At 72.5% G+C, this 22,646-nt stretch carries 21 protein-coding genes and 1 tRNA gene; 6 read left to right on the plus strand and 16 right to left on the minus strand.

Annotated features, from left to right (window positions below):
- Window positions 1-21: 21 nt before the first annotated feature.
- The 9 genes from J7523_RS07690 to J7523_RS07730 form a co-directional block, all read right to left on the minus strand.
- Window positions 22-1,395: an MFS transporter gene (locus J7523_RS07690; RefSeq protein WP_291884412.1), complete on the minus strand. Its 1,374-nt coding sequence runs from the start codon at window positions 1,393-1,395 to the stop codon at window positions 22-24.
- A gap of 93 nt (window positions 1,396-1,488) precedes the next feature.
- On the minus strand, window positions 1,489-1,644 hold the full coding sequence (locus tag J7523_RS07695; protein ID WP_291884414.1) for a hypothetical protein: 156 nt from the start codon (window positions 1,642-1,644) through the stop codon (window positions 1,489-1,491).
- 12 nt (window positions 1,645-1,656) lie between these two features.
- The gene (locus J7523_RS07700) at window positions 1,657-2,448 is read right to left on the minus strand and encodes an aldolase/citrate lyase family protein (RefSeq protein ID WP_291884417.1); all 792 of its coding nucleotides are present in this window, start codon (window positions 2,446-2,448) and stop codon (window positions 1,657-1,659) included.
- A complete protein-coding gene (locus J7523_RS07705; protein WP_291884420.1) occupies window positions 2,433-3,236 on the minus strand; it encodes a fumarylacetoacetate hydrolase family protein in 804 nt (267 codons plus the stop codon). The genes J7523_RS07700 and J7523_RS07705 overlap by 16 nt, the downstream gene beginning before the upstream one ends.
- Window positions 3,233-4,333, minus strand: a complete 1,101-nt coding sequence (gene hpaD / locus J7523_RS07710) for a 3,4-dihydroxyphenylacetate 2,3-dioxygenase (RefSeq protein ID WP_291884423.1) — start codon at window positions 4,331-4,333, stop codon at window positions 3,233-3,235. Before hpaD ends, J7523_RS07705 begins: the two co-directional genes overlap by 4 nt.
- Entirely contained in the window at window positions 4,330-5,859 is a 1,530-nt protein-coding gene (hpaE, locus tag J7523_RS07715; RefSeq protein ID WP_291884427.1) for a 5-carboxymethyl-2-hydroxymuconate semialdehyde dehydrogenase, read from the minus strand. The genes hpaD and hpaE overlap by 4 nt, the downstream gene beginning before the upstream one ends.
- A gap of 11 nt (window positions 5,860-5,870) precedes the next feature.
- On the minus strand, window positions 5,871-6,560 hold the full coding sequence (locus tag J7523_RS07720; protein ID WP_291884430.1) for a GntR family transcriptional regulator: 690 nt from the start codon (window positions 6,558-6,560) through the stop codon (window positions 5,871-5,873).
- Complete coding sequence (locus J7523_RS07725) at window positions 6,557-8,059, minus strand: fumarylacetoacetate hydrolase family protein (RefSeq protein WP_291884433.1); 1,503 nt, start codon at window positions 8,057-8,059, stop codon at window positions 6,557-6,559. The genes J7523_RS07720 and J7523_RS07725 overlap by 4 nt, the downstream gene beginning before the upstream one ends.
- A gap of 47 nt (window positions 8,060-8,106) precedes the next feature.
- Window positions 8,107-9,753: a thiamine pyrophosphate-binding protein gene (locus tag J7523_RS07730; protein ID WP_291884435.1), complete on the minus strand. Its 1,647-nt coding sequence runs from the start codon at window positions 9,751-9,753 to the stop codon at window positions 8,107-8,109.
- A 102-nt stretch (window positions 9,754-9,855) separates the two neighbouring features.
- Between J7523_RS07730 and J7523_RS07735 the strand changes: the two genes are divergently transcribed.
- Window positions 9,856-11,751 carry an FAD-binding monooxygenase gene (locus J7523_RS07735; RefSeq protein ID WP_291884437.1) on the plus strand — a complete coding sequence of 632 codons (1,896 nt, stop codon included), beginning with the start codon at window positions 9,856-9,858 and terminating at the stop codon, window positions 11,749-11,751.
- Window position 11,752: 1 nt separating this feature from the next.
- On the opposite strand, the gene J7523_RS07740 is transcribed toward J7523_RS07735, so the two are convergent.
- Entirely contained in the window at window positions 11,753-12,640 is an 888-nt protein-coding gene (locus tag J7523_RS07740; RefSeq protein WP_291884440.1) for a phenylalanine 4-monooxygenase, read from the minus strand.
- Between the two features lie 80 nt (window positions 12,641-12,720).
- Here J7523_RS07740 and J7523_RS07745 point away from each other — a divergent pair, with 80 nt between their 5' ends.
- The gene (locus J7523_RS07745) at window positions 12,721-13,911 is read left to right on the plus strand and encodes an amidohydrolase (RefSeq protein ID WP_291884442.1); all 1,191 of its coding nucleotides are present in this window, start codon (window positions 12,721-12,723) and stop codon (window positions 13,909-13,911) included.
- Window positions 13,912-14,070: 159 nt separating this feature from the next.
- Window positions 14,071-14,226, plus strand: coding sequence for a hypothetical protein (locus tag J7523_RS07750; protein WP_291884444.1), 156 nt, complete (start codon window positions 14,071-14,073; stop codon window positions 14,224-14,226).
- Window positions 14,227-14,256: 30 nt separating this feature from the next.
- Here J7523_RS07750 and J7523_RS07755 read toward each other — a convergent pair.
- A tRNA-Leu gene (locus tag J7523_RS07755) sits at window positions 14,257-14,330 on the minus strand.
- Between the two features lie 122 nt (window positions 14,331-14,452).
- Between J7523_RS07755 and J7523_RS07760 the strand changes: the two genes are divergently transcribed.
- A complete protein-coding gene (locus J7523_RS07760) occupies window positions 14,453-15,142 on the plus strand; it encodes a response regulator (RefSeq protein WP_291884447.1) in 690 nt (229 codons plus the stop codon).
- 179 nt (window positions 15,143-15,321) lie between these two features.
- Window positions 15,322-16,590 carry an ABC transporter substrate-binding protein gene (locus J7523_RS07765; RefSeq protein WP_291884450.1) on the plus strand — a complete coding sequence of 423 codons (1,269 nt, stop codon included), beginning with the start codon at window positions 15,322-15,324 and terminating at the stop codon, window positions 16,588-16,590.
- An 84-nt stretch (window positions 16,591-16,674) separates the two neighbouring features.
- Here J7523_RS07765 and J7523_RS07770 read toward each other — a convergent pair whose 3' ends face one another.
- Window positions 16,675-17,445, minus strand: coding sequence for an endonuclease/exonuclease/phosphatase family protein (locus tag J7523_RS07770; protein WP_291884453.1), 771 nt, complete (start codon window positions 17,443-17,445; stop codon window positions 16,675-16,677).
- A gap of 59 nt (window positions 17,446-17,504) precedes the next feature.
- Between J7523_RS07770 and J7523_RS07775 the strand changes: the two genes are divergently transcribed.
- A complete protein-coding gene (locus J7523_RS07775; RefSeq protein WP_291884456.1) occupies window positions 17,505-18,140 on the plus strand; it encodes a hypothetical protein in 636 nt (211 codons plus the stop codon).
- A gap of 4 nt (window positions 18,141-18,144) precedes the next feature.
- Here the strand turns inward: J7523_RS07775 and J7523_RS07780 are convergent, their stop codons facing one another.
- From J7523_RS07780 to J7523_RS07795, 4 genes are read right to left on the minus strand one after another with little or no spacing between them, the layout of a single operon-like run.
- Window positions 18,145-18,957 carry an ABC transporter ATP-binding protein gene (locus tag J7523_RS07780; RefSeq protein WP_291884459.1) on the minus strand — a complete coding sequence of 271 codons (813 nt, stop codon included), beginning with the start codon at window positions 18,955-18,957 and terminating at the stop codon, window positions 18,145-18,147.
- The gene (locus tag J7523_RS07785) at window positions 18,954-19,910 is read right to left on the minus strand and encodes an ABC transporter ATP-binding protein (protein WP_291884461.1); all 957 of its coding nucleotides are present in this window, start codon (window positions 19,908-19,910) and stop codon (window positions 18,954-18,956) included. The genes J7523_RS07780 and J7523_RS07785 overlap by 4 nt, the downstream gene beginning before the upstream one ends.
- Window positions 19,900-20,886, minus strand: coding sequence for a branched-chain amino acid ABC transporter permease (locus J7523_RS07790; protein ID WP_291884464.1), 987 nt, complete (start codon window positions 20,884-20,886; stop codon window positions 19,900-19,902). Before J7523_RS07790 ends, J7523_RS07785 begins: the two co-directional genes overlap by 11 nt.
- Window positions 20,887-20,895: 9 nt before the next feature.
- Window positions 20,896-22,257, minus strand: a complete 1,362-nt coding sequence (locus tag J7523_RS07795) for a branched-chain amino acid ABC transporter permease (protein ID WP_291884466.1) — start codon at window positions 22,255-22,257, stop codon at window positions 20,896-20,898.
- Window positions 22,258-22,646 lie beyond the last annotated feature (389 nt).

Genomic DNA, 22,646 nt, shown 5'->3' on the forward strand with positions numbered 1-22,646 from the left:
TCCCGGCGCCGATGGTTCCGGTCAGGCCGGCACGACCGCCCGGGGTGTGACGCACGCTCTCACCTTCCGGCCGGCCGCGGCGGGGCCGCCGGCCAGCGCGCAGGCCGCGACGACGACGGCGACCAGCGAGGTCGCACCGCCGATGCCCAGAGCGGCGCGCGGGCCGAGAGTGTCGGTCAGCCACCCGACGAGAGGTGCCCCCGCCATCGAGGTGACCGAGCCGACCAGTCCCTGCACGGCGAGGACGCGGCCGCGCACGTGTCCCGGCGCGAGCAGCTGCACGGTCGTGGAGACGGCTGTGTCGTACACGATGCAGCACGCCGCGACAGCGAGCATCGCGCCGGCGAACAGCCACGCGACGGGCGCCGCGCCGGATGCGGCCTGCAGCACCGCTGCCGCGGCGGCCGACCCGAGGAGGGTCGGCATCCGCAGGTGGCGCAGGCGCGCCGCGACGGCGGCACCGAGGAGCGCACCGATCGAGAAGCAGGTGAACATGCGCCCGTAGAGGCCCGGCCCGCCGTGGAAGGTCGACGCGGCCGTCGCCGCCATCGTCACCTGGAAGTGGCGGCCCACGGCACCCGTGACGACACCCGTCGCGAGGACGACGACGAGCTGCCTGCTGCCCAGCACGTGCCGGACGCCGTCGCGCACCCGGTCCGCGCCGCGGGCGGCCCGCTCGAGGGGATGGAGCAGGTCGGTGCGCAGCCGCAGGACGGTCAGCGCGACGGTCGCGAACGACACCGCGTCGATCGCGAACACGGCCCACGCGCCCGGCCCCGCGAGCACCACCGATCCGGCACCGAGGCCGAGCACCCACCCCGTCGAGTGCGTCACGGAGCCGAGTGCGATGCCGTTGGACAGGTGGTCCCGGCCGAGCACCTGCGCGAGCAGCCGCCCGAAGCACGGCCCGTCGAGCACGCCGAGGACGCCGGTGAGCGCGGCGAACACGTACAGGTGCCACAGGCGCGCGTGCCCGCTCCACGTCAGCACGGCGAGGCCGGCCGCGAGCACCCCGAACGCGCCCTGCGTGACCGGCAGGACGCGCCGCGCGTCGAGCCGGTCCGCGAGCGCACCGCCGGCCAGGCCCAGGACGAGCGCCGGTGCCTGCTTCACCGCGACCACCGCACCCAGCGCCGCCGCGGAACCCGTCATGTCGAACACGAGCCACCCGAGCGCCGCGGTCGACATCCACGAACCGACGTTCGACACGAGGTCGGCCACCGCCCACCGGCGGTAGTTGGGCAGCGCGAGGGCTCGCATCCCGGCGGGCAGGCGGACCGGACGGCCGAGCAGCCGGGCGGTCGGGGGTTCGGGCGCGTCGGCGGGGGAGGGCACGAGGCACAGATCGACCGCGGGCACCGCGATCTGACCGGCGCGGTGTGCGGCGTCCGTCACAGCCAGCGCGCCGACCGTACGCCGACGAGTCGTCGTGACCGAACGGCTGGTCCGTCCCTCGCCGCTCGGTGCGGGCCGCGGTGTTCGTCTGCGCTAGATCGTCCGGCCGAGCGCTGCGAGGGCGGCGAACGGGTCGACCACCCAGAGGTCGTCGAACCCCAGTTCCTCGGCGGTGCGGGCGTACTCGACGATCTGGCGGGCAGGCAGGTCACGAGGGAGCAGGACGCCGGTGCGGGGATGGTTCGCCATGCGCACGTCCCCTCAGACCGCGCGGTCGTCGAATGCCTGGGCGAGGGCCTCGGACCCGCGGGCGAGGAGCGTCACGTCGGCCCCGACCAGCACGAACGTGGCCCCGGCGCCGACGTACGCGCGCGACAAGGCTGGGTCGAACGCGTTGACGCCGACCGGCTTGCCCGCGGCGCGCACGGCCTCGAACGCACGGTGGACGGCCGCGACGACGTCCGGGTGGTCCTGCCGTCCCAGCAGCCCCATCGAGGCGGCGAGGTCGGACGGCCCGACGAAGACCCCGTCGACGCCGTCCACCGCCGCGACGGCACCGGCGGCCGCGACACCCTCGACTGTTTCGACCTGGACGAACAGCGACACGTGCGTGTCCGCGTCGTCGAGGTACCTCTCGACCCGGTTCCACCGGGCCGAGCGCGCGAGGGCCGAGCCGACACCCCGGCGTCCGCGGGGTGGGTAGCGGACGGCTTCGACCACGGAGCGGGCCTCGTCCGCGGACGACACCATCGGCACGAGCAGGTTCTGCGCCCCGAGGTCCAGCACCTGCTTGATCGTCACGACGTCGCCGACCGGCACCCGCACCACCGGGGTCACGGGGTACGCCGCGACCGCCTGCAGCTGCGCGAGCACCGACTCCAGCCCGTTCGGCGAGTGCTCCATGTCGACGAGGAGCCAGTCGAGTCCCGAGCCCGCGCAGATCTCGGCGACGAGCGGGCTCCCCGAGCACACCCACATGCCCACGAGAGCACGGCCCTGTTCCCGCGGGGCGGCGAGGGCGTCGCGGAACGTCGGCGTCAGACGAAGCGGCATGTGATCGTCCCCAGGTCGCGATAGTCGGCCAGCACGGTGTCTCCGGGGTGCACCCAGACCGGGCGCGTGAACGAGCCCGCGAGCACGATCTCGCCGGCCTCGAGGCGGTCGCCGTGACGGGCGAGCTTGTTGGCGAGCCACGCGACCCCGCGGGCGGGGTGGCCGAGCACCGCACCTGCGACGCCGGACTCCTCGACAGTCTCGTTGCGGTGCAGCATCGCGGCGACCCACGGCAGGTCGACGGCGTCGGGGGCGACGGGCGTGCCGCCGTGGACCATGGCGCCCATCGCGGCGTTGTCGCTGATGGTGTCGACGATCGTGCGGCCCTGCAGCTCGATCCGGGACGACAGGATCTCGAGCGCCGGTACCACGTACTCGGTAGCGCGCAGGACGTCGAAGACGGTCGCGTCGGGCCCGTCGACCGGCGCGGACAGGACGAACGCGAGCTCGACCTCGATGCGGACGTTCGAGAACCGGCCGTGCTCGATCGTCGCGCCGTCCTCGTGGACCATGTCGGCGAAGATCGCGCCGTAGTCGGGCTCGTCGATGCCGGTCGCGGCCTGCATGACCTTCGACGTCAGCCCGATCTTGCGCCCGACGGGACGCCGCCCGGCCGCGACGGCCCGCCGGCGCCACTCGGCCTGCACCGCGTAGGCGTCGTCGATCGTCATGCCCGGGTGGCGCGTGGTGAGGAGCGGGACGGTGGTCCGGTCGCGCTCGGCGGCGGCCAGCTCGTCCGCGACGGCCGCGACGGTCACGGCGTCGAGCGTCGTCCCGTCGGCGCTCACAGCTGGTGCCCGAGCTTGTACTCGCCCTGCTTCCAGCTCGGCAGGTCGTCGGGCTCGTCGTCCGGGCGGGTGTACGAGAACCCGTCGGCGCCGATGGTCACCGCCATCTCGCTGGTGTCCGTGCGCTCGACGACAGGCTGCGGGTTCCCGTCGAGGTCGAGGACGAGCGACGCCTCGGTGTACCAGGACGGCACGACCGGGTTGCCCCACCAGTCGCGCCGCTGGTTGTCGTGCACGTCCCACGTGACGACCGGGTTGTCCGGGTCGCCCGTGTAGTAGTCCTGCGTGTAGGTCTCGACGCGGTGCCCGTCGGGGTCGCGCAGGTACAGGTAGAACGCGTTGGACACGCCGTGCCGCCCCGGACCGCGCTCGATCCTGTCGGACATCCGCAGCGCGCCGAGCCGGTCGCAGATGGCCAGCACGTTGTGCTTCTCGTGCGTCGCGAATGCGACGTGGTGCATACGCGGCCCGTCACCGCCGGTCATCGCGGTGTCGTGCACGGTCGACTTGCGGCGCATCCACGCCGCGTACGTCGTGCCGGCGTCGTCCTGGATGTCCTCGGTCACGCGGAAGCCGAGGGACTCCATGTAGCGGACCGCCCGCGGCACGTCCGGGGTGACCTGGTTGAAGTGGTCGAGTCGCACGAGGACGCCGGGCGCGTGCAGGTCGTACCGCCACGCGAGCCGCTCGACGTGCTCGACCTCGTGGAAGAACTCGTACGGGAAGCCCAGCGGGTCCTCGACGCGCACCGAGTCGCCGACCCCCCGGGCGAAGCCGTCGGGACGCCGTTCGACCCGGCAGCCGAGCTCGCGGTAGAACGCGACGGCCCGGTCGAGGTCCTGGGGAGCGCGGACCCGGTACGAGAAGGCGGCGCACGCCGCGACGGGCCCCTGGCGCAGGACGAGGTTGTGGTGGATGAACTCCTCGAACGTGCGCAGGTACACGGTGTGCTCGTCCTCGGCCGTGACGACGAGCCCCAGGACGTCGACGTAGAAGTGCCGCGACGCTGCGAGGTCGGTGACGACGAGCTCCATCGACGCGCAGCGCAGCACGTCGGGTGGGGGAGACGTCGGCGTGGGGATCGGGTCGGTGCTCACGGGCGGTCTCCCTTGCCGAACGTCGGGTGGTGCGGCTCGCCGAGCGTCACGTGCACGGCCTGCTGGTGCGTGTAGAAGTCGATCGAGCGGTACCCGCCCTCGTGGCCGAGCCCGGACGCCTTGACGCCGCCGAACGGGGTCCGCAGGTCGCGGACGTTGTTGCTGTTGAGCCACACCATGCCCGCCTCGATGCCCTGCGCGAACGTGTGCGCCCGGCGCAGGTCGTTGGTCCACACGTACGCCGCGAGCCCGTACTTCACGCCGTTCGCGAGCGCGAGCGCCTCCTCGTCGGTGTCGAACGGGGTGATGGCGACGACCGGGCCGAAGATCTCCTCCTGGAAGATCCGGGCGTCGGGCGTGACGTCGGCGAACACCGTGGGCGCGACGTAGTTGCCGGTCGGGAACCCGTCCGGCCGCCCGCCGCCTGCCACGAGCCGCCCCTCGGTGCGGCCGATCTCGATGTACCCCATGACCTTCGCGAAGTGCTCGGGGTGGACGAGCGCGCCCACCTCGGTCGACGGCAGGTGCGGCGGGCCCACGACGACGCGCCGCGCCTGTGCCGCGTACCGCTCGACGAACTCGTCGTACACCTCGCGCTGGACGAGGATCCGGCTTCCGGCCGTGCAGCGCTCCCCGTTGAGCGAGAACACCCCGAAGATCGTCGCGTCGATCGCGGCGTCGAGGTCGGCGTCCGCGAACACGACGGCCGGGGACTTGCCGCCGAGCTCCATCGACAGGCCCTTCAGGTGCGGCGCGGCGTTCGCGAAGATGAGCTGACCGGTGCGGCTCTCGCCCGTGAACGAGATCAGAGGCACGTCCGGGTGCTTGACCAGCGCGTCGCCCGCCTCCTCGCCGAGACCGTGCACGAGGTTGAACACGCCGGTCGGCAGCCCGGCCTCGGCGAAGATCCCGGCCCACAGGGAGGCCGACAGGGGAGTGAACTCGGCGGGCTTGAGGACCACGGTGTTGCCGGTCGCGAGGGCGGGCCCGAGCTTCCACGACTCGAGCATGAACGGCGTATTCCACGGCGTGATGAGCCCCGCGACGCCGATGGGCTTGCGGTTGACGTAGTTGAGCTGTCGACCGGGGACCTTGAACGCGTCGTCGGTCTGCGCGACCACGAGGTCCGCGAAGAACCGGAAGTTCTCCGCGGCACGTCGGGCCTGGCCGAGGGCCTGCGAGATCGGGAGACCCGAGTCGAACGACTCGAGCTCGGCGAGCCGGGCGTCGCGCGACTCGACGACGTCCGCGACCCGGTGCAGCACCCGGGACCGCTCACGCGGCAGCATCCGCGGCCACGGTCCGTCCTCGAACGCGCGCCTGGCCGCGGCGACCGCCCGGTCGACGTCCGCGGCCTTGCCGGCGGCGGCCCGCAGGTACGTCTCGTTCGACACGGGGTCGAGCACGTCGAACGTCGCACCCTCCGCGGAGTCGACGTCCTCGCCGCCGACGTGGTGACGCAGGTGGTCGGGCACGCCGTCGGGCACGTGGCGTGCATCCGCCCGTCCGGTGCTGATGTCGTCCATCGCACAACCTCTCAGACCGTCGTCGCGCCGGCCGCGGCGGGCGCCTCGTCGGGGTGCTCGTGGCTGAGGTAGGCCGCGAGGGTCGCCGACCGGTGCGCACGCGCCGCCCGCTCGATGTCGGCCAGGGGGGCGCCCGCCTCGATGAGGTCGACGAGGGCATCGTGCTCCCTGACCGACTCGTGCGCCCGCCCGGGCACGAAGCTGAACGTCGAGTCGCGCAGGTGGCCGAGCCGCACCCACTCGGCGTCGACGAGCGCGAGCATCCGGGGGTTCGGGCACGCGCCGAAGAGCACCTGGTGGAACTCGTGGTTCAGCGACGTGAACTGACGTGGGTCGAAGTCGTCGAGCTGCTCGACCAGCTGCCGGTTGAGGTCGCGCGCCCGCCGGAGGTCGTCGGCCGAGAGCTGCCGGGCGGCGAGCGCCGTCGCCGCCCCCTCGAGGAGCGCGAGGGTCTCCATGCTCTGCCGGTACTGCGAGTCGTCGATCATCGAGACCCGCGCGCCGACGTGCTGCTCGAACGTCACGAGACCCTCGGCCTCGAGCCGGCGGATCGCCTCGCGCACGGGCACGACGCTCATGTCGAGCTCGCCGGCGATCGACCCGAGCACCAGCCGGTACCCGGGTCTGAGCTGGCCGCCCGCGATCCGCTCCTGGATCCAGCGATAGGCCTGCTGCGACTTGCTCCCTGTCGTCTCCGTCATCGGTCGCCCCGCCGCGCGTCGTACCGGGCCCGCCACTGCGCGTCCATCGGGAACAGCCCGTCGAGCGGGTGGCCCGCGGCGACCTGCTCGGCGACCCAGGCGTCCTCCTCCTCCTGCGCGAGGGTCGCCTCGACGACCTCCTCGACGAGGTCCGGCGGGATGACGACGACACCGTCGGCGTCCCCGACGACGACGTCCCCAGGCTCGACCGTGGTCCCGCCACACGCGACGGCCACGTCGACGTCCCACGGCACGTGCCGGCGGCCCAGCACGGCGGGGTGTGCGCCCGCCGAGTACACCGGGAGGCCGACGGCGCGGACCGCGTCGTGGTCGCGGACGCCGCCGTCCGTGACGATCCCGGCGGCGCCCCGGGCCCGGGCCCGCAGCGCGAGGATGTCGCCGAACGTGCCGGAGCCGGTCTCGCCGCGCGCCTCGATCACGAGCACGTCGCCCTCGCCGAGCGCGTCGAACGCACGCTTCTGCGCGTTGTGGCCGGCGCCGTGGCGGGCGAACAGGTCCTCGCGGGCCGGGACGAACCGCAGCGTGCGCGCGGTGCCGACGAGCTTCGTCGCGGGGTGCATCGGGCGGACGCCGTCGATCGTCACCTGGTTCAGCCCGCGTCGGCGCAGCTGCGCGCTCAGCCCGGCCACGGGCGCGCGCCCGAGCTTGTCCCGCAGCTCGGCGGTCAGCCGAAACGGCCCGCGTGCGGGTTCGAGACCTGCGGCCTCGGGCGACCCCCAGGCCTCGGCGCGCTGCGCGTCGTCGACCGTGGGCAGCGAACCGAGCTCCTCGTCGAACGCGTGCTCGCCCTGCACGACGGTCGTCACGAGCCGGCCGGACGACGGCGCGCCGGGCGCGTCCGGTGCGTCGACCTCGACCGCCACGACGTCTCCGGGTCGCAGGACCGACGAGCCCGCGGGCGTCCCGGTCAGGACCACGTCGCCGGGCTCGAGCGTGAGGTGCTGCGAGAGGTCGGCGACGAGCTGGGGGAGAGGGAACAGGAGCCCCGCGGTGGAATCGTCCTGGCGCAGGTCGCCGTTGACCCACGTACGCACCCGCAGAGCGCGGGGGTCGACCGTGCGGGCGTCGATCAGCCCAGGACCGATCGGGGTGTACCCGTCCCGGCCCTTGGAGCGGACGTTGGAGCCGCGGTCGGCCGACCGCAGGTCGTAGAGCCCGAGGTCGTTCGACGCGGTCACCCAGGCCACGTGCTCCCAGGCGTCCTCGACCCGCACCCACCGGGCCGGCGTGCCGATGACGAGCGCGATCTCGCCCTCGAACGCGAGCAGCTCCGTCCCGGCGGGACGCTCGACGGTGCCGCCGGACGGCGCCACGGAGCTCGACGGCTTGACGAAGTACGACGGGTGCGCCGGGCGGCGGCCGCGCTGGTCGGCGCGCGAGACGAAGTTGAGGTGGACGGCGACGACCTTCCCCGGGCGGCACGGGAGTGCCGAGAACCGGGGATCCGCCTCCCCGCGGCCCTGCCGATCGTCTGTCATGTGCGTCCCTCACTGTCCTCGGTGTGCGCGGGCCGGTTCGTGGGTGCTCAGCTGTTCGCCCGTCCGATCTCCTCGAAGTAGGGCGCGACCACGGAGGGCGACACGTGCAGGTCGAGGAGCAGGAACGGGCGCTCGTCCGCGGGCCGCGCGGCCCAGGCGCCCAGCCGGTCGAGGTCGTCGAGGGACCGCACGGGTATGCCGCAGGCGCCGGCCGCCGACGCGAGGCCGGCGAAGTCGACCCCGGGGATGAGCATCGGGTCCCGGGCGAGCCCCTTGCGCCCGTACACGTGGATCTCGGCGCCGTACGCGCCGTCGTTCCAGACGACCGCCAGGCCGCGGCCGCCCGCCACGCGGACCGCCGACTCGAGGTCGGCGAGCGCCATGAGACCGCCCCCGTCACCCGTCGTGAGCACGACCGTCGAGCCGGGTCGCGCGAGGGCCGCGCCCAGGACGCTCGCGAACCCGAGCCCGATCGCCTGGAACGCCGTGCCGACCATGATCATGCGGTCGGGCGACGCGACGGGCCAGTACATGTTCGCCCAGCCGAGGAAGTGGCCTCCGTCCGAGACGACGACGCGGTCGGCGGGCAGGAGCTCCGCGATCCGTGCTGCCGCCGAGCGGGGATCCAGGCGCCCGTCGGGCGCGGTGCCGTCACCCGGCTCGTACTGCCGGGCAGCGGTGACGTCGACCTGCTCGCGCCACCCGCTCGGTGTCGTTCCGTCGAGCTTCTCCAGGACCGCGGCGGCGACGGTCGCGGCGTCCCCGCGCACGAACCCGCCGACGTGGGGGTGGGTCGCGGCCGGCGCGACGTCCACCTGGAACACCCGGGTGCCGGGTGCGAACAGCTCCCCGAACCGCATCGTGAACTGGTTGAGCGAGGCACCGACGACGACGGCGACGTCCGCCTGCCGGACGAGGTCCATCGCACGCTCGGCACCGAACCCGCCGGCGACGCCCAGGTCGAACTCCGGCCGTGGGAACACCCCCCGGCCGAGCGCCGTCGTGACGGTGAGCGCGCCGGTTGCGTCGGCGATCGCCCCGAGCGCCGCACCAGCGCCGGAGAGCCAGGCGCCCCGGCCGGCCATGAGCAGCGGTCGCCGGGCCGACGCGAGGGCCGCGGCGACGTCCCGCACGCTCGCCTCGGCGAACGGACCGCGGGGTGCGAGCGGTGCGGGCAGGCGCGGCGCGGACGTCTCGGGCACGGGACCCGCGTCGACGGTCGCGACGTCGTACGGGATCGCGAGCACGGTCGGCACGCGGTAGGTCAGGGCGTGCTCGACGGCGATCAGGGTCGTGGCCGCGGCGTCCGCGCGGCCGACCGTGTACGTGCGGGCTCCCACGGCCGACGCCATGGCGATCTGGTCCACGTCCCACGGACGGGGGCCCGAGGTGGGCTCGTCGCCGACCACGAGCACGAGCGGGACGTGCGCCTGGACGGCCTCCGCGAGCGCGGTCAGCGTGTTCGTGAAGCCCGCGCCGTACGTCGTCGTCGCCGCGGCCAGGCGGCCGGACGCCCGGTGGAAGGCGTCCGCAGCGACGACCGCGCCGGCTTCGTGCCGTACCGCGGTGAACGTCGCCGACGTCTGGCGCGCGAGCGCGTCGAGGAAGTACGCGTTGCCATTGCCCATGACGCCGAACACGTGGTCCACGTGCGCGGCGAGCGTGACGGCGGTGTGGGCGGAGACCGAGGGCATCGCGACCTCTTCGTCGGGACGTCGTGCGTTTCTCCGACCGTATACGATCCGAGAGAAGACGTGCAGATCCACCTCGACACCGTCGTCCGAGGAGCCCATCGCATGCAGTTCCACCACCACGGGTACGTCTCGGGGGACCCCCGCGTCCAGCCCGCCGCCGGGGTCGGCCTCGACCGGCCCGACGAGCTGCCCGACGAGGTCGACGTCCTGATCGTCGGCACCGGCCCGGCCGGCATGATCACCGCCGCCCAGCTGTCGCAGTTCCCGTCCGTCACCACGCGGATCGTCGACCGGCGCCCCGGCCGGCTCGCGATCGGCCAGGCCGACGGCATCCAGGCGCGCAGCGTCGAGACGTTCCAGGCGTTCGGCTTCGCGGGGCGCATCGCCGAGGAGGCCTACCGCATCACCGAGATGTGCTTCTGGCACCCGGACCCCACCGACCCCACGCGGATCGTCCGCGGCGAGCGGCCGCCCGACGACCCGTCGGGCATCACCGAGTTCCCGCACCTCATCGTCAACCAGGCCCGCGTGCTCGACTACTTCGCCGAGTGCATGGCCAACGCCCCGACCCGGATGCGCCCCGACTACGGCTACGAGTTCCGCGACCTCTCCGTCGCATCGTCCGGCGACCACCCGGTGACGGTCCGGCTCGTGCGGACCGCGGGCGACGACGTCGGGACCGAGAAGGTCGTGCGAGCGAGGTACGTCGTCGGCGCCGACGGCGCGCACAGCGGCGTTCGTCGGGCGATCGGCTGCACCCGGCTCGGCCAGGACGCGGCCCACGCGTGGGGCGTCATGGACGTGCTCGCCGTCACCGACTTCCCGGACATCCGGCTCAAGTGCGCCATCCAGTCCGGCACGGGCGGCAGCATCCTGCTCATCCCGCGCGAGGGTGGCCACCTGTTCCGCATGTACGTCGACCTCGGCGAGGTCCGGCGCGAGACGCACGGGGAGGTCCGCAGCACGACGATCGAGCAGATCATCGACCACGCGAACGCGATCCTGCACCCGTACTCGCTCGACGTGAAGGACGTCGCGTGGCACAGCGTCTACGAGGTCGGCCACCGCGTCACCGATCGGTTCGACGACGTCCCCGTCGAGGAGATCGGCACGCGCAGCCCGCGGGTCTTCATCGAGGGCGACGCGTGCCACACGCACAGCGCGAAGGCCGGCCAGGGCATGAACGTGTCGATGCAGGACGGCTTCAACCTCGGCTGGAAGCTCGGCTACGTGCTCACCGGCCGCAGCCCGGAGAGCCTCCTCGCCACGTACTCGAAGGAACGACAGGTCATCGCGCAGGACCTCATCGACTTCGACCGCGAGTGGTCGTCGCTCATGGCGAAGAAGCCCGACGAGCTCGACGACCCCGGTGCGCTCGCGGAGTTCTACGTGCGCACGACGGAGTTCCTGTTCGGCTTCATGACGCAGTACCCGCCGTCGATGCTGGTCGCCGAGCCGACGCATCAGGCCCTCGCCACCGGTTTCACGGTCGGCAAGCGGTTCAAGTCCGCGCCCGTCGTGCGCGTCGCCGACGCGAACCCGCTGCAGCTCGGTCACCAGCACCGGGCCGACGGGCGGTGGCGCGTCTACGCGTTCGCGGACCGTCCGGGCGCGGGGGAGCCGTCCGCGCTGGCAGCGTGGGCGCAGTGGATGGAGTCGGCGCCGGACTCGCCCGTGCGCGCCCACACCCGCGAGGGCGACGAGCGCGACAGCGTCCTCGACATCAAGGTCGTCTTCCAGCAGCGGCACGCCGACGTGGACATCTCGGCGGTGCCGGAGGTCTTCCTGCCCCGCGTCGGCCCGTTCGAGCTGGTCGACTACGAGAAGGTGTTCGCCGCCGATCCCGTGGCCGACATCTTCGAGCTGCGCGGCGTCGACCGTGACGGCTGCGTCGTCGTCGTGCGCCCCGACCAGTACGTCGCCGGGGTCTTCTCGCTCGACGCCACCGCGGAGCTCGCCGCGTTCTTCCGGCAGCACCTCCTGGTGCTGGCCCGCTGACCTACGCGGCCTCGTGCGCCAGCCGGGCGGGCGTGTCGTCGTCGAAGTCCGCGAAGAACCCCGCGACCCGGTCGGTCAGCTCACCCATGCCGTCGCACGCGAACAGGATCGGCTGGTAGTGGCTGATGTCGTACGCGAGCGTCGCCATCTGGTGGAAGTCGACGGGCCGGATGTCGGCACCGCGGAACTCCTCGATCTCCCCGTACGACGAGAGCAGACCGGCCCCGTACGCGCGCAGCTCACCGTGCTCGTACATGACACCGAACTCGATCGTGAACCAGAAGACGTCCGCCACGTACTGCAGCCCCTCGGGCGTCTGGCACCGCCGCGCCGCCTCGCCTGCCCGGCGCTTGACCTCGGCGATCGCCGGGTTCGCGAGCAGGTTGCAGTGCCCGACCACCTCGTGCAGGATGTCCGGCTCCGGCGTGTAGAGCGGCTGCGACGGGTGCCGCAGGTACTGCGTCGAGTGGAACACCCCGTCCGCGAGCGACCCGTAGAACACGTCGAGCGGCACGAGCCCCGCGGCCGGGTACAGCTGGAACCCGCTCAGCGGCATGAGCCCCGCGCTGACCTCGTCGAGCTGCGGCACGTGGTCCGTCGGCAGCGCCAGGGCCTCCTTGCCCTCCAGGTAGCCACGGATCGCGAGACGCTCGTGCTTCGGAGCGAGCTCGCGGCACACCGTCCGCCAGATCTCGTTCTCCGACTCGGTGTACTCGACGCGCGGCACCGGCTCGCCGGGCTGCCACGCGAGCGCGGGGGCGGCGATCTCGTTGCGACGACGGCGGTACTCCTCGTCCTTGGCGCCAGGGTGGTCGTCCGCGAGGTGCACCGTGGCCTTGCCGTCCTCGTCCGCGGTGACGGGGGCGTAGAGCTGACCCTCTTCGAACATGCCGTCCGTTGTACGCCCGAAGGCTGGGGGCCGCATCCCTCCGGGGCGGGTGTTGGCCGCCTCTGGTAGTCCTGACGGGCATGAGCACCCTCGTCCTGACCCGTGTGCGCCCGTGGGGCGGCGCCGCAGCCGACCTTGTCCTGCGCGACGGGGTCATCGCCTCCGTCAGCCCTGCGGGCGGTCCGCTGCCGGACGGCGCGGAGGTCGTCGACGGCGCCGGGCTGCTCGCCCTGCCGGGCCTCGTCAACGCGCACGCGCACGTCGACAAGAGCTGGTGGGGACAGCCGTGGGTCTCGTACGGCGGCGAGGCCACCACGCAGGGCCGGATCGCGCACGAGCGCGAGCTGAGGGACCGGTACGGCATCCCCAGCACGGCCGGAGCGGCTGCCGTGCTGCGTGAGTTCGTCCGGCACGGCACCACCGCCACGCGCACGCACGTCGACGTCGACCTCGGCGTAGGGCTGCGCGGCCTCGCGCACGTGCGGGAGGCCGCGCAGGAGCTCGGCGGCGCCGTCGACGTCAGCATCGTGGCGTTTCCCCAGGACGGCGTGATCCGGCGCCCCGGCGTGCTCGACCTGCTCGACCAGGCCGCGGTCGCGGGCGCCACCCACATCGGCGGCATCGACCCCGCCTCCATCGACCGCGACCCCGTGGCGCAGCTGGACGGCCTGTTCGCGATCGCCGAGCGGCGCGGCGTCGGCCTCGACATCCACCTGCACGACCGCGGCGAGCTCGGGGCGTTCCAGATCGAGCTCATCGTCGAGCGGACCCGGCGTGCGGGCCTCAGCGGCCGCGTCACCGTCGCCCACGGCTTCGCGCTCGGCGAGCTCCCACCTGCGCGGCAGGACGCCCTGCTGGACGACCTGCGCGACGCGGGCGTCTCCTGGGCGACCGTCGCGCCCGTCGGCACGGCACCGCTGCCGTGGCGCGGGATGCGGGAGCGCGGCATCCCCGTGGGGCTCGGGACCGACGGCATCCGCGACCTGTGGTCGCCGTTCGGCGACGGCGACGTGCTGCGGATCGCCCTCGGCTTCGCGCGGCTGCACGGGCTGCGTACCGACGACGACCTCACCGACGCCGTCCGCCTCGCGACCTCGTCCGCCGCGGGGTTCGTCGGACGGTCCGTGCACGACCTGGTCGTCGGTGCCCCGGCGGACGTCGTGCTCGTCGACGCGGAGAACGTCCCCGACGCCCTCGTCCGCGTCCCGCCGCGCCGTCTGGTGGTGTCGGGCGGACGGGTCGTGGCCCGCGACGGCGACGTCCTCGTCTAGCCCCTCGAGGTCCCGGGATCGCGCGCCGCCGCACGCCGCGCCCACCGAGGGTGACCGGATGCGGCGGTCGTCGACCGGACGGATGATCGACGCCGCGGTCGGAGAAGACGACCGGCACCGGCCCGCACTCGTCCGAGGCGGATCCAGGGGTGGTGGGACATGAGCGAGACGCAGCCCGGCGACGCCAAGGCGACACCAGGTCCGGACACGGAGGAGCTCGCGGAGTCCGGCGGCGTCGGCATCTCCGCCGGTGAGCCGTCGACGTTCGAGCCGGAGGAGGATCCCGAGGCCGCCGAGCCGGACGGGGACCGTTGAACGGACGATCGGGCCCGCGGTCGAGAAGAGTGCCCCGAGTGGGATTCGAACCCACACTGGATCGGGTTTGAGCCGAACGCCTCTGCCGGTTGGGCTATCGGGGCCGAGCAGGTCAGCAGGATAGCCCGGTGAGGCACCGCGGCCGGCCCCGGGCCCACGCGCGGCGCGACCTGGCTCACAGTGGAACCATCGCGGCGTCACGGGACCCGGCCACTACGCTGTCCCCGTGACCAACGACGTGACCCCCGAGCCCACCGAGCAGGCCCCCGAGGCTCTCGACCTGAGTGCGCCGGCACCGGCCGAGGAGCCGGCGGCCGCCGCCGCCCCTGCACGTCCTGCGCGCCGCGCGGTCGTGGCGGAGGACGAGGCGCTGATCCGCATGGACGTCGTCGAGACGCTGCGGGACGCCGGCTTCGACGTGGTCGGCGAGGCGGGTGACGGCGCGCAGGCGGTCGCGCTGGCGACCGAGCTCAAGCCGGACGTCGTCGTGATGGACGTGAAGATGCCCGTGCTCGACGGCATCTCGGCGGCCGAGCAGATCGGCAAGGCGCACCTGGCGCCGGTCGTGCTGCTCACGGCGTTCTCGCAGACCGAGCTCGTCGAGCGCGCGCGCGACGCGGGTGCGATGGCGTACGTCGTCAAGCCGTTCAGCCCGGCGGACCTGCTGCCGGCCGTGGAGATCGCGATCTCGCGGTACGCGCAGATCTCGGCGCTCGAGTCGGAGGTGGCGGACCTCGCCGAGCGGTTCGAGACCCGCAAGCGCGTCGACCGCGCCAAGGGCCTGCTCATGACGAAGATGGGCCTCACCGAGCCGGAGTCGTTCCGGTGGATCCAGAAGACGTCGATGGACCGCCGCCTCACCATGCGCGAGGTCGCCGACGCGGTGATCGAGCAGGTCGGAGGCGGCGCCTCCTAGGCGTCACCCCTGGTCACGAGCCCGGTCGGACGTCCAGTTCGGCCGGGCTCCGCTTTGTCACAACTCTGCAACAAACGTCGCGGATTCACATGGCCGACACAAAGAATGAGTACCTTCGCGCAACACTGCTAGATCCCCATGGATCTGCGGATCGCAGTACTCACAGAGGGGTACCACGCATGATTCGTTCGACACATGCAGTTCGTGCAGCCGCGCTGGCCGGCGCTGCCGCCCTGATCCTCGCCGCGTGCTCCAGCGGTGGCGGCGACAGCGACGACGACGCGACCGAAGGGTCGACCGCTGCGGCCTCGGGTCCGCTGAAGATCGGCTCGCTGCTGCCGCAGACGGGTTCCCTCGCGTACCTCGGTCCGCCCGAGATCGCGGGCGTGGACCTGGCCATCAAGGACATCAACGAGGCCGGCGGCGTGCTGGGCAACGACGTCACGGTGGAGCACACCGACTCGTCAGACGCGGACAACGCCGAGGTCGCGACCCAGTCGGTCACCGAGCTCATCTCGAAGAAGGTCTCGGCGATCATCGGTGCCGCGTCGTCGTCCGTGACGCTCAACGTCGTCGACGACATCACGAACGCGAAGATCGTCCAGGTCTCGCCGGCCAACACGGCCACGAAGCTCTCCGGCTACTCGCCGTTCTACTTCCGCACGGCCCCGCCGGACACGGTCCAGGGCTCGGCGCTCGGCAACCTCATCACGGGTGACGGGCACGAGAACGTCGGCATCCTCGTGTTCAACGACGACTACGGCACGTCGCTGCGCGACGTCGTCGAGAAGACGGTCGAGGACGCGGGCGGCACGATCACGTACGGCAAGAAGGGCCAGGAGTTCGACCCGAAGGCCTCGAGCTTCGACTCGGACATCACGGCGCTGCTCGCCACGAACCCGGACGCGGTGGTCGTGCTCGCGTTCGAGCAGACGAAGCAGATCATCCCCGGCCTCGTCGCCGGCGGCGTGAGCCCGGCGAACATCTACCTGGTCGACGGCAACACCGCCGACTACTCGGCGGACTTCCAGCCGGGCACGCTCGAGGGCGCCCAGGGCACCATCCCCGGCGCGTTCCCGTCGGACGACTTCCAGGCCCGCCTCAAGGAGGTCGACCCGAACCTCAAGGACTTCGCGTACGGCCCTGAGTCGTACGACGCGACGATCCTCGTGGCGCTGGCCGCCGAGAAGGGCAAGGCGACGGACGGCGAGACCATCCAGAAGAACATGGCGGCGGTCTCCGGTGCCGACGGTGGCGAGAAGTGCACGTCCTTCAAGGACTGCGTCGCGCTGATCAAGGACGGCAAGGACATCCAGTACGCCGGCCAGGCCGGTGTCGGTCCGTTCAACGCCGACAACGACCCGTCGAGCGCGTTCATCGGCGTCTACAAGTACGGCGCCGACAACAAGAACGTCTGGGTGAAGGCGGTCGAGGGCGAGGTCAAGTGACCCCGTCCCTGTGACGAGGAGGGCCGGTGCGGAGCGATCCGCACCGGCCCTTCGTCATCGGGGGCCGACGCCGCCGGCTCGGCGTCACCGAGCGCCCAGCGCGACGTCGACGACGAGCGCGCGATGGTCGGACAGCCCGGTGTCGACGGAGCGGGCGGCGCCGGTGGCGTGCACGGGACCGTCGCCGAGCACGTGGTCGAGCTGTCGGGTCGGTTCGACGACGGGGAACGTCGGGGCGGTGGCGAGCGGGTGCATGCCCGACCAGCGCAGGGCGCCGGGCTCGTCGAGGTTGAGGTCCCCGAGCAGCGCCATCGGCCGGGTGAGGGGACGGACCTGCGTGACGAGGTGGCGCAGCTGCCGCCCGTTCCAGCCGGGGATGAACGTCAGGTGCGTCGCGACGACGCTGAGGACGCCCTGCGGGCCCTGCACGACCGCGGCGAGGGCCGCCCGAGGTTCGTCGCGCACGAGCGTCGGCCAGCGCGTCCCGGGCCAGCGCACCGGGGTCCGGCGGCGCAACGTGGGCAGCTGCAGGACGCGCCACTCGAGCACGGGATGGCGGCTGAGCAGTGCGATGCCGTAGCTCGCCTGCGCGGGCTGGTGGTCGCCCGTCGCGGCGGTCCACAGGCCGGGCTCGCCGTGCAGGGTCGCGACGAACCGGTGCTCGGGGGCGCCCATGGCCTCAGCCGCGAGCGATGTGAGGTCCGCGCCGTGCGAGCGGGGCTGGTCGCGATCGACCTCCTGCAGGGCCAGCACGTCGGCGTCGAGGGCCTCGACGGCGGCGGCGAAGCGGTCGAGCCGCACCTCGCCGTCCACCACGGACCGGCCGTGCAGGATGTTGAAGGTCGCCAGGCGCACCCTGGGGATTCTCCCGGTCGACCTGCGGTCCCGCGCGGCGGCGTGTAGACACTCGTCTCATGACTCAGCAGGGTGCCCTCGTCGACCCTCCCGACGACCGCACGGCGCTGCACGACGGGCTGCGACTCACGGCCGTCGCGCTCACGGACGCCGGGATCCCGTTCGCGCTCGTCGGCGGCTACGCGGCGTGGGCCAGGGGAGCGCCCGAACCGAGCCACGACGCGGACTTCGCGGTGACCGAGGACGACGTGGAGCGGGCGAAGGCCGCCATCGCCGCCTCCGGGCTGACCGTCGAGCAGCCCGCGGAGAACTGGCTGTTCAAGGCGTACCACCACGGTCAGCTCGTGGACGTGCTGTTCCGGATGGTGGGGGAGCCGATCACGCGCGAGCAGCTCGCGCGCAGCGACGTCCTCGAGGTCCTCGCCGTGCGCATGCCCGTGCTCAGCGCCACGGACGTCGTGTCGGCGAAGATGCGGGTGCTCGGGGAGCACGCGTGCGACTTCGGGCGGCTGCTCGCGATCGTGCGCGCGCTGCGTGAGCAGATCGACTGGGGCCGGATCCGCGCGGACGTCGAGGGGCACCCCTACGCGCGCGCGTTCCTGTTCCTCGCCGACGAGCTCGGCATCACGGACCGCGGCCCCACCGCGTCGTCGGACGAGGTGGGGCCGGGCGAGGAGGCCGCGCCGGGGGCGTGACGGCTCACACCGCCGGCGGCTTGTTCGCCTGCTCGACGTCCGTCGCGAGCGTCCCGAGGTACAGCTCGATGACCTTCGGGTCGTGCATGAGCTCACGGCCCGGACCCGAGTAGGCGTTGCGGCCCTGGTCGAGCACGTACGCCCGGTCGCAGATCTGCAGCGCCCGACGCGCGTTCTGCTCGACGATGACCACCGAGACGCCCGCCTTGTTGATCTTGCGGGTCCGGATGAACGTCTCGTCCTGCCGCACGGGCGACAGGCCGGCCGACGGCTCGTCGAGCAGCAGCACCGACGGCTCCATCATGAGCGCGCGCGCCATCGCGACCATCTGCCGCTCGCCGCCCGACAGCGACCCGGCGCGCTGCTTGCGTCGCTCGCCGAGCGTGGGGAAGAGGTCGACGATGAACGCGAACCGCTCGTCGTACTTCTTGGGTGCCTGGAACAGGCCCATCTGCAGGTTCTCCTCGATGCTCAGCGAGGGGAACACGTTGTTCGTCTGCGGGACGAAGCCCACGCCGCGGCGCACGAGGGCGTCGGCGCGTTTGTGCGTGATGTCCTCGCCCTGGAGCGTGACCGTGCCGGAGCGGATCGTCACGAGGCCGAACAGGGCCTTGAGCAGCGTGGACTTGCCCGCGCCGTTCGGCCCGATGATCCCGACGAGCTCGCCGGGGTGCACCACGAGGTTGCAGCCGTTGAGGATGTCGACCCCCGGGATGTACCCGGCGACCAGGTCGCGGGCGTCGAGCAGGGGTTCCCCGGCGGGTGCGCCCCGGTGGACGCTGGCGGCGTCGCCGGTGTCGACGGCGGTGGTGCTCATCGGGTCTCCTCCGTGCGGGTGTCTTCCTCGGCGCGCACCTCGGCCTCGAGCTGCTCGGTGACCTCGTCGCTGAGCAGGCTGTCGTCGCCGAGGTCGGTGTCGTGGTGCTTGCCGAGATAGGCGTCGACGACGGCCTGGTCCTGCATGACGGTCTCCGGCGGGCCTTCGGCGACGATCCGGCCCTCCGCCATGACGACGACCCAGTCCGAGATGTGCCGGACCATGTGCATGTCGTGCTCGACGAACAGCACCGTGGTGCCCTCGTCGCGCAACGACTCGATGTGGCCGAGCAGCGACTGCGTGAGGGCGGGGTTCACGCCGGCCATCGGCTCGTCGAGCATGAGCATGCGGGGCGAGCTCATGAGGGCTCGCGCCATCTCGAGCAGCTTGCGCTGACCGCCGGACAGGCTGCCCGCGAAGTCGTCGCGCTTGGTGTCGAGCTTGAACCGTGCGAGGAGCTCCTCGGCCTGCTCGGTGATCGCCTTCTCGCGAGGCCGCCACAGCGCCGGCACGAGGGCTGTGACGAGCCGCTCGCCCGGCTGGTCGGGGGCACCGAGCCGCATGTTCTCCATGACCGTCATGCGGCTGAGCGCCTTGGTCAGCTGGAACGTGCGGACCATCCCGGAGCGGGCGACCCGCGCGGCGGCGACGCCGTGCAGCGACCGCCCGTCGAACGTCCACTCGCCCGTGCTCGGACGGTCGAAGCCGGTGAGCAGGTTGAACAGCGTCGTCTTGCCGGCGCCGTTGGGCCCGATGAGGGCCGTGATGGCGCCGCGCTGGACCTCGAGGTGGTCGACGTCGACGGCGGTCATGCCGCCGAAGTGCCGCGTGACGTGGTCCGCGACCACGATCGGGTCGGGCTTCGCCGCGCCGGGCGTGCGAGCCACGTCGGCGAGCGACGCGGCGACCTCCGCCCGGCGGTCGGTGACGGTGGTGGGCTGGTCAGCGGACATCGATCGCCAGCTCCTTCTTGTCGCCGAGGATGCCTTGCGGCCGGAAGATGATCAGCAGCATCAGCGTGACGCCGACGACGATCCAGCCGAACTGCTCGATCTGCTCGGTCCGCATGATGCTGTCGGGGACCCCGGCACGCATGACGGACTTGATGAGCATGAGGCTCGCCCAGAAGATGATCGACCCGAGGACGGGCCCGAACACGGTCGCGGCACCGCCCAGCAGCAGGATCGTCCAGACGAAGAACGTCATCGGGCGGCCCATCGAGTCGGGCTGCACGGCTCGTGGCAGGACGTAGATGATGCCCGCCACCGCACCGATGCAGCCACCGAGGATGAGCGCCTGCATCTTGTACGAGTAGACGTTCTTGCCGAGCGAGCGCACGGCGTCCTCGTCCTCGCGGATGCCCTTGAGCACGCGGCCCCACGGCGACCGGATGAGCAGCCACACGAGCAGGCACGCGAGCCCGACGGCCGCCCAGCCGACGATCCGGACCCACCAGCTGTTCGACGCGCTGAGCGAGTAGTCGAACGGACCGAGCTGGAAGTTGCCGTCCCCGAACGGTGACGAGTCCTGGAACGTGTGCTTGTAGTCGTTGCCCCGCAGGCCCGACGACGCGCCCGTGATCTCGGTGAGCGCGGTCGAGCGGCCGATGAGCCGGACGATCTCGGCCGCCGCGATGGTCACGATGGCGAGGTAGTCGCCGCGCAGCTTGAGCGTCGGGATGCCGAGGATGAGGCCGAAGACCGCGGCGCACGCGATCGCGACGAGCACCGCCGCCCACAGCGGCCAGCCCGCGATCGTCGAGATCGCGAACCCGTACGCGCCCAGCAGCATGAAGCCTGCCTGGCCCATGTTGATGAGCCCGGTGAGGCCGAAGTGGATGTTCAGACCGATCGCGGCGAGCGCGTACGCGGCCGTCGTCGGCGCGAAGAACTCGCCGGCGACGTTCGTCAGGATGTTGTTCCAGTCCATGACGGCTCCTTAACCGATCCGCTCGGCCCGGCCCAGGATGCCCTGGGGCCGCACCAGCAGCACGACGATGAGGATGAGCAGTGCTGCGGCGTAGCGCATGTCGCTCGGGATGAACAGGTTGGCGACCTCGACGACGACGCCGATGACGATCGAGCCGACGAGAGCACCGAACGCCGCCCCGAGGCCACCGAGCGTCACCGCGGCGAACATCAGCAGCAGGAGCGCGGCGCCCATGCTCCAGCTGGTCGCGTTGAGGTAGAGGCCCATGAGGACGCCGCCGAGGGCGGCGAGGGCGGCACCGAGCACCCAGACCAGGCGGATGATCCGCTCGACGCCGATGCCGGACGCGGCCGCGAGGGCGGGGTTGTCGGACACGGCCCGCGTCGCCCGGCCCACGCGGGTGCCGAGCAGGAAGTACGCGACGGCACCGAGCACGAGCGCGGCGATCGCGACCGAGACGAGCGACGTGACGGTGACCCGCACGGGCCCGAACGTGAGCGTCGTCGGGTTGGTCGTCACGATGCGCAGCGAACCGCCGCCGAAGAAGAACTGGTACGTGTACTGCAGCGCCATCGACAGACCGATGGTCACGATCATCTGCTGCGTGGTGCCGACCCGCCGGCGCCGCAGCGGGTGCCAGATCCCCGCGTCCTGCAGCCAGCCGCTCGCGGCGCCCGCGATGACGGCGAGGACGCCGGACACGACCACGGGCAGACCCAGGAGCTGGCACCCGACGTACGCCAGGATGCCGCCGAGCGTCACCTGCTCGCCGTGCGCGAAGTTGCTCAGGCCCGTCGTCCCGTAGATGAGCGACAGCCCGACGGACGCGAGCGCGAGCAGGATGCCGAAGATGAGCCCGCTGACGGTCTGCTGCGCGAGCCGGTCCCAGCTGAACCCGGTGTCCTGCTGCGAGTTCGACGGCGTGCCGACCTCGCCGTTGCCGGTGCCCGGTGCGCCGGTGGCGCCGGGTGCCGGCGTGGGCCCGGAGCCGTCGGCGGCTACGAGCGGGAACAGCGCACCGGTCGCCTGGCCGAGCGTGGCGTTGACGGTCCGCGGGTTCGCCGAGGGGTCGCGCAGCACGTCGCCCTCGGGCAGCGTCGCCGGATCGACCTTGACCGTGTAGGGGCCGGGCACGGTGACCGCCGCGGACCAGCGCCCCTCGGCGTCGGTGACGACTGTGACGGTGGTGCCGGCGCCCGCGATCTCGAGGCTCACGCCGGGAGCGGGTTCGCGGTCGCTGTTGCGGATGGTGCCGTTGATGCACCCGGTCGCGACGTCGGCGACGCAGGGGGCCTCCGCGGCGGCGTGCGCGGGGGCTGCGGCGAGCAGGGCGGTGACACTGAGGACGAGGACGGCCAAGACCGTCCGCATCCTCGTCCTCCACCACGGCGACCTGGTCGGTGCGGTGGTGGGGGAACGGTCCACGGTGGCGAGATCTCGCACCTGGATCCTCCGTACGTCGTTCGTCTGGAGCGTGGTCACTGGGCTCGGCGGCGCTGCCGGGCTCGGTGCGGGTCCGCCGGGTGGCAGGACGATAGGCACGGATTGTGTCCTGTTCATTACGTCAAAGCGAGCACCGCCCACGAACGAGGCAGTCGGGTGACCATGGAACTGGGCGAACGTCCAGGAAATATGGCCATCCGGACGCGAGGGGCTAGGCACGCCGGTACCCGCTGCGCCATGATCGACGTCAGCGCCGCCGCGGGCAGATGCGGCGCCTGCCTGACCGGATCCCCCTCATCCCGTCTGGAGGCTCGTCG

This window comes from Cellulomonas sp., assembly GCF_017744555.1.
Lineage (GTDB): Bacteria > Actinomycetota > Actinomycetes > Actinomycetales > Cellulomonadaceae > Cellulomonas.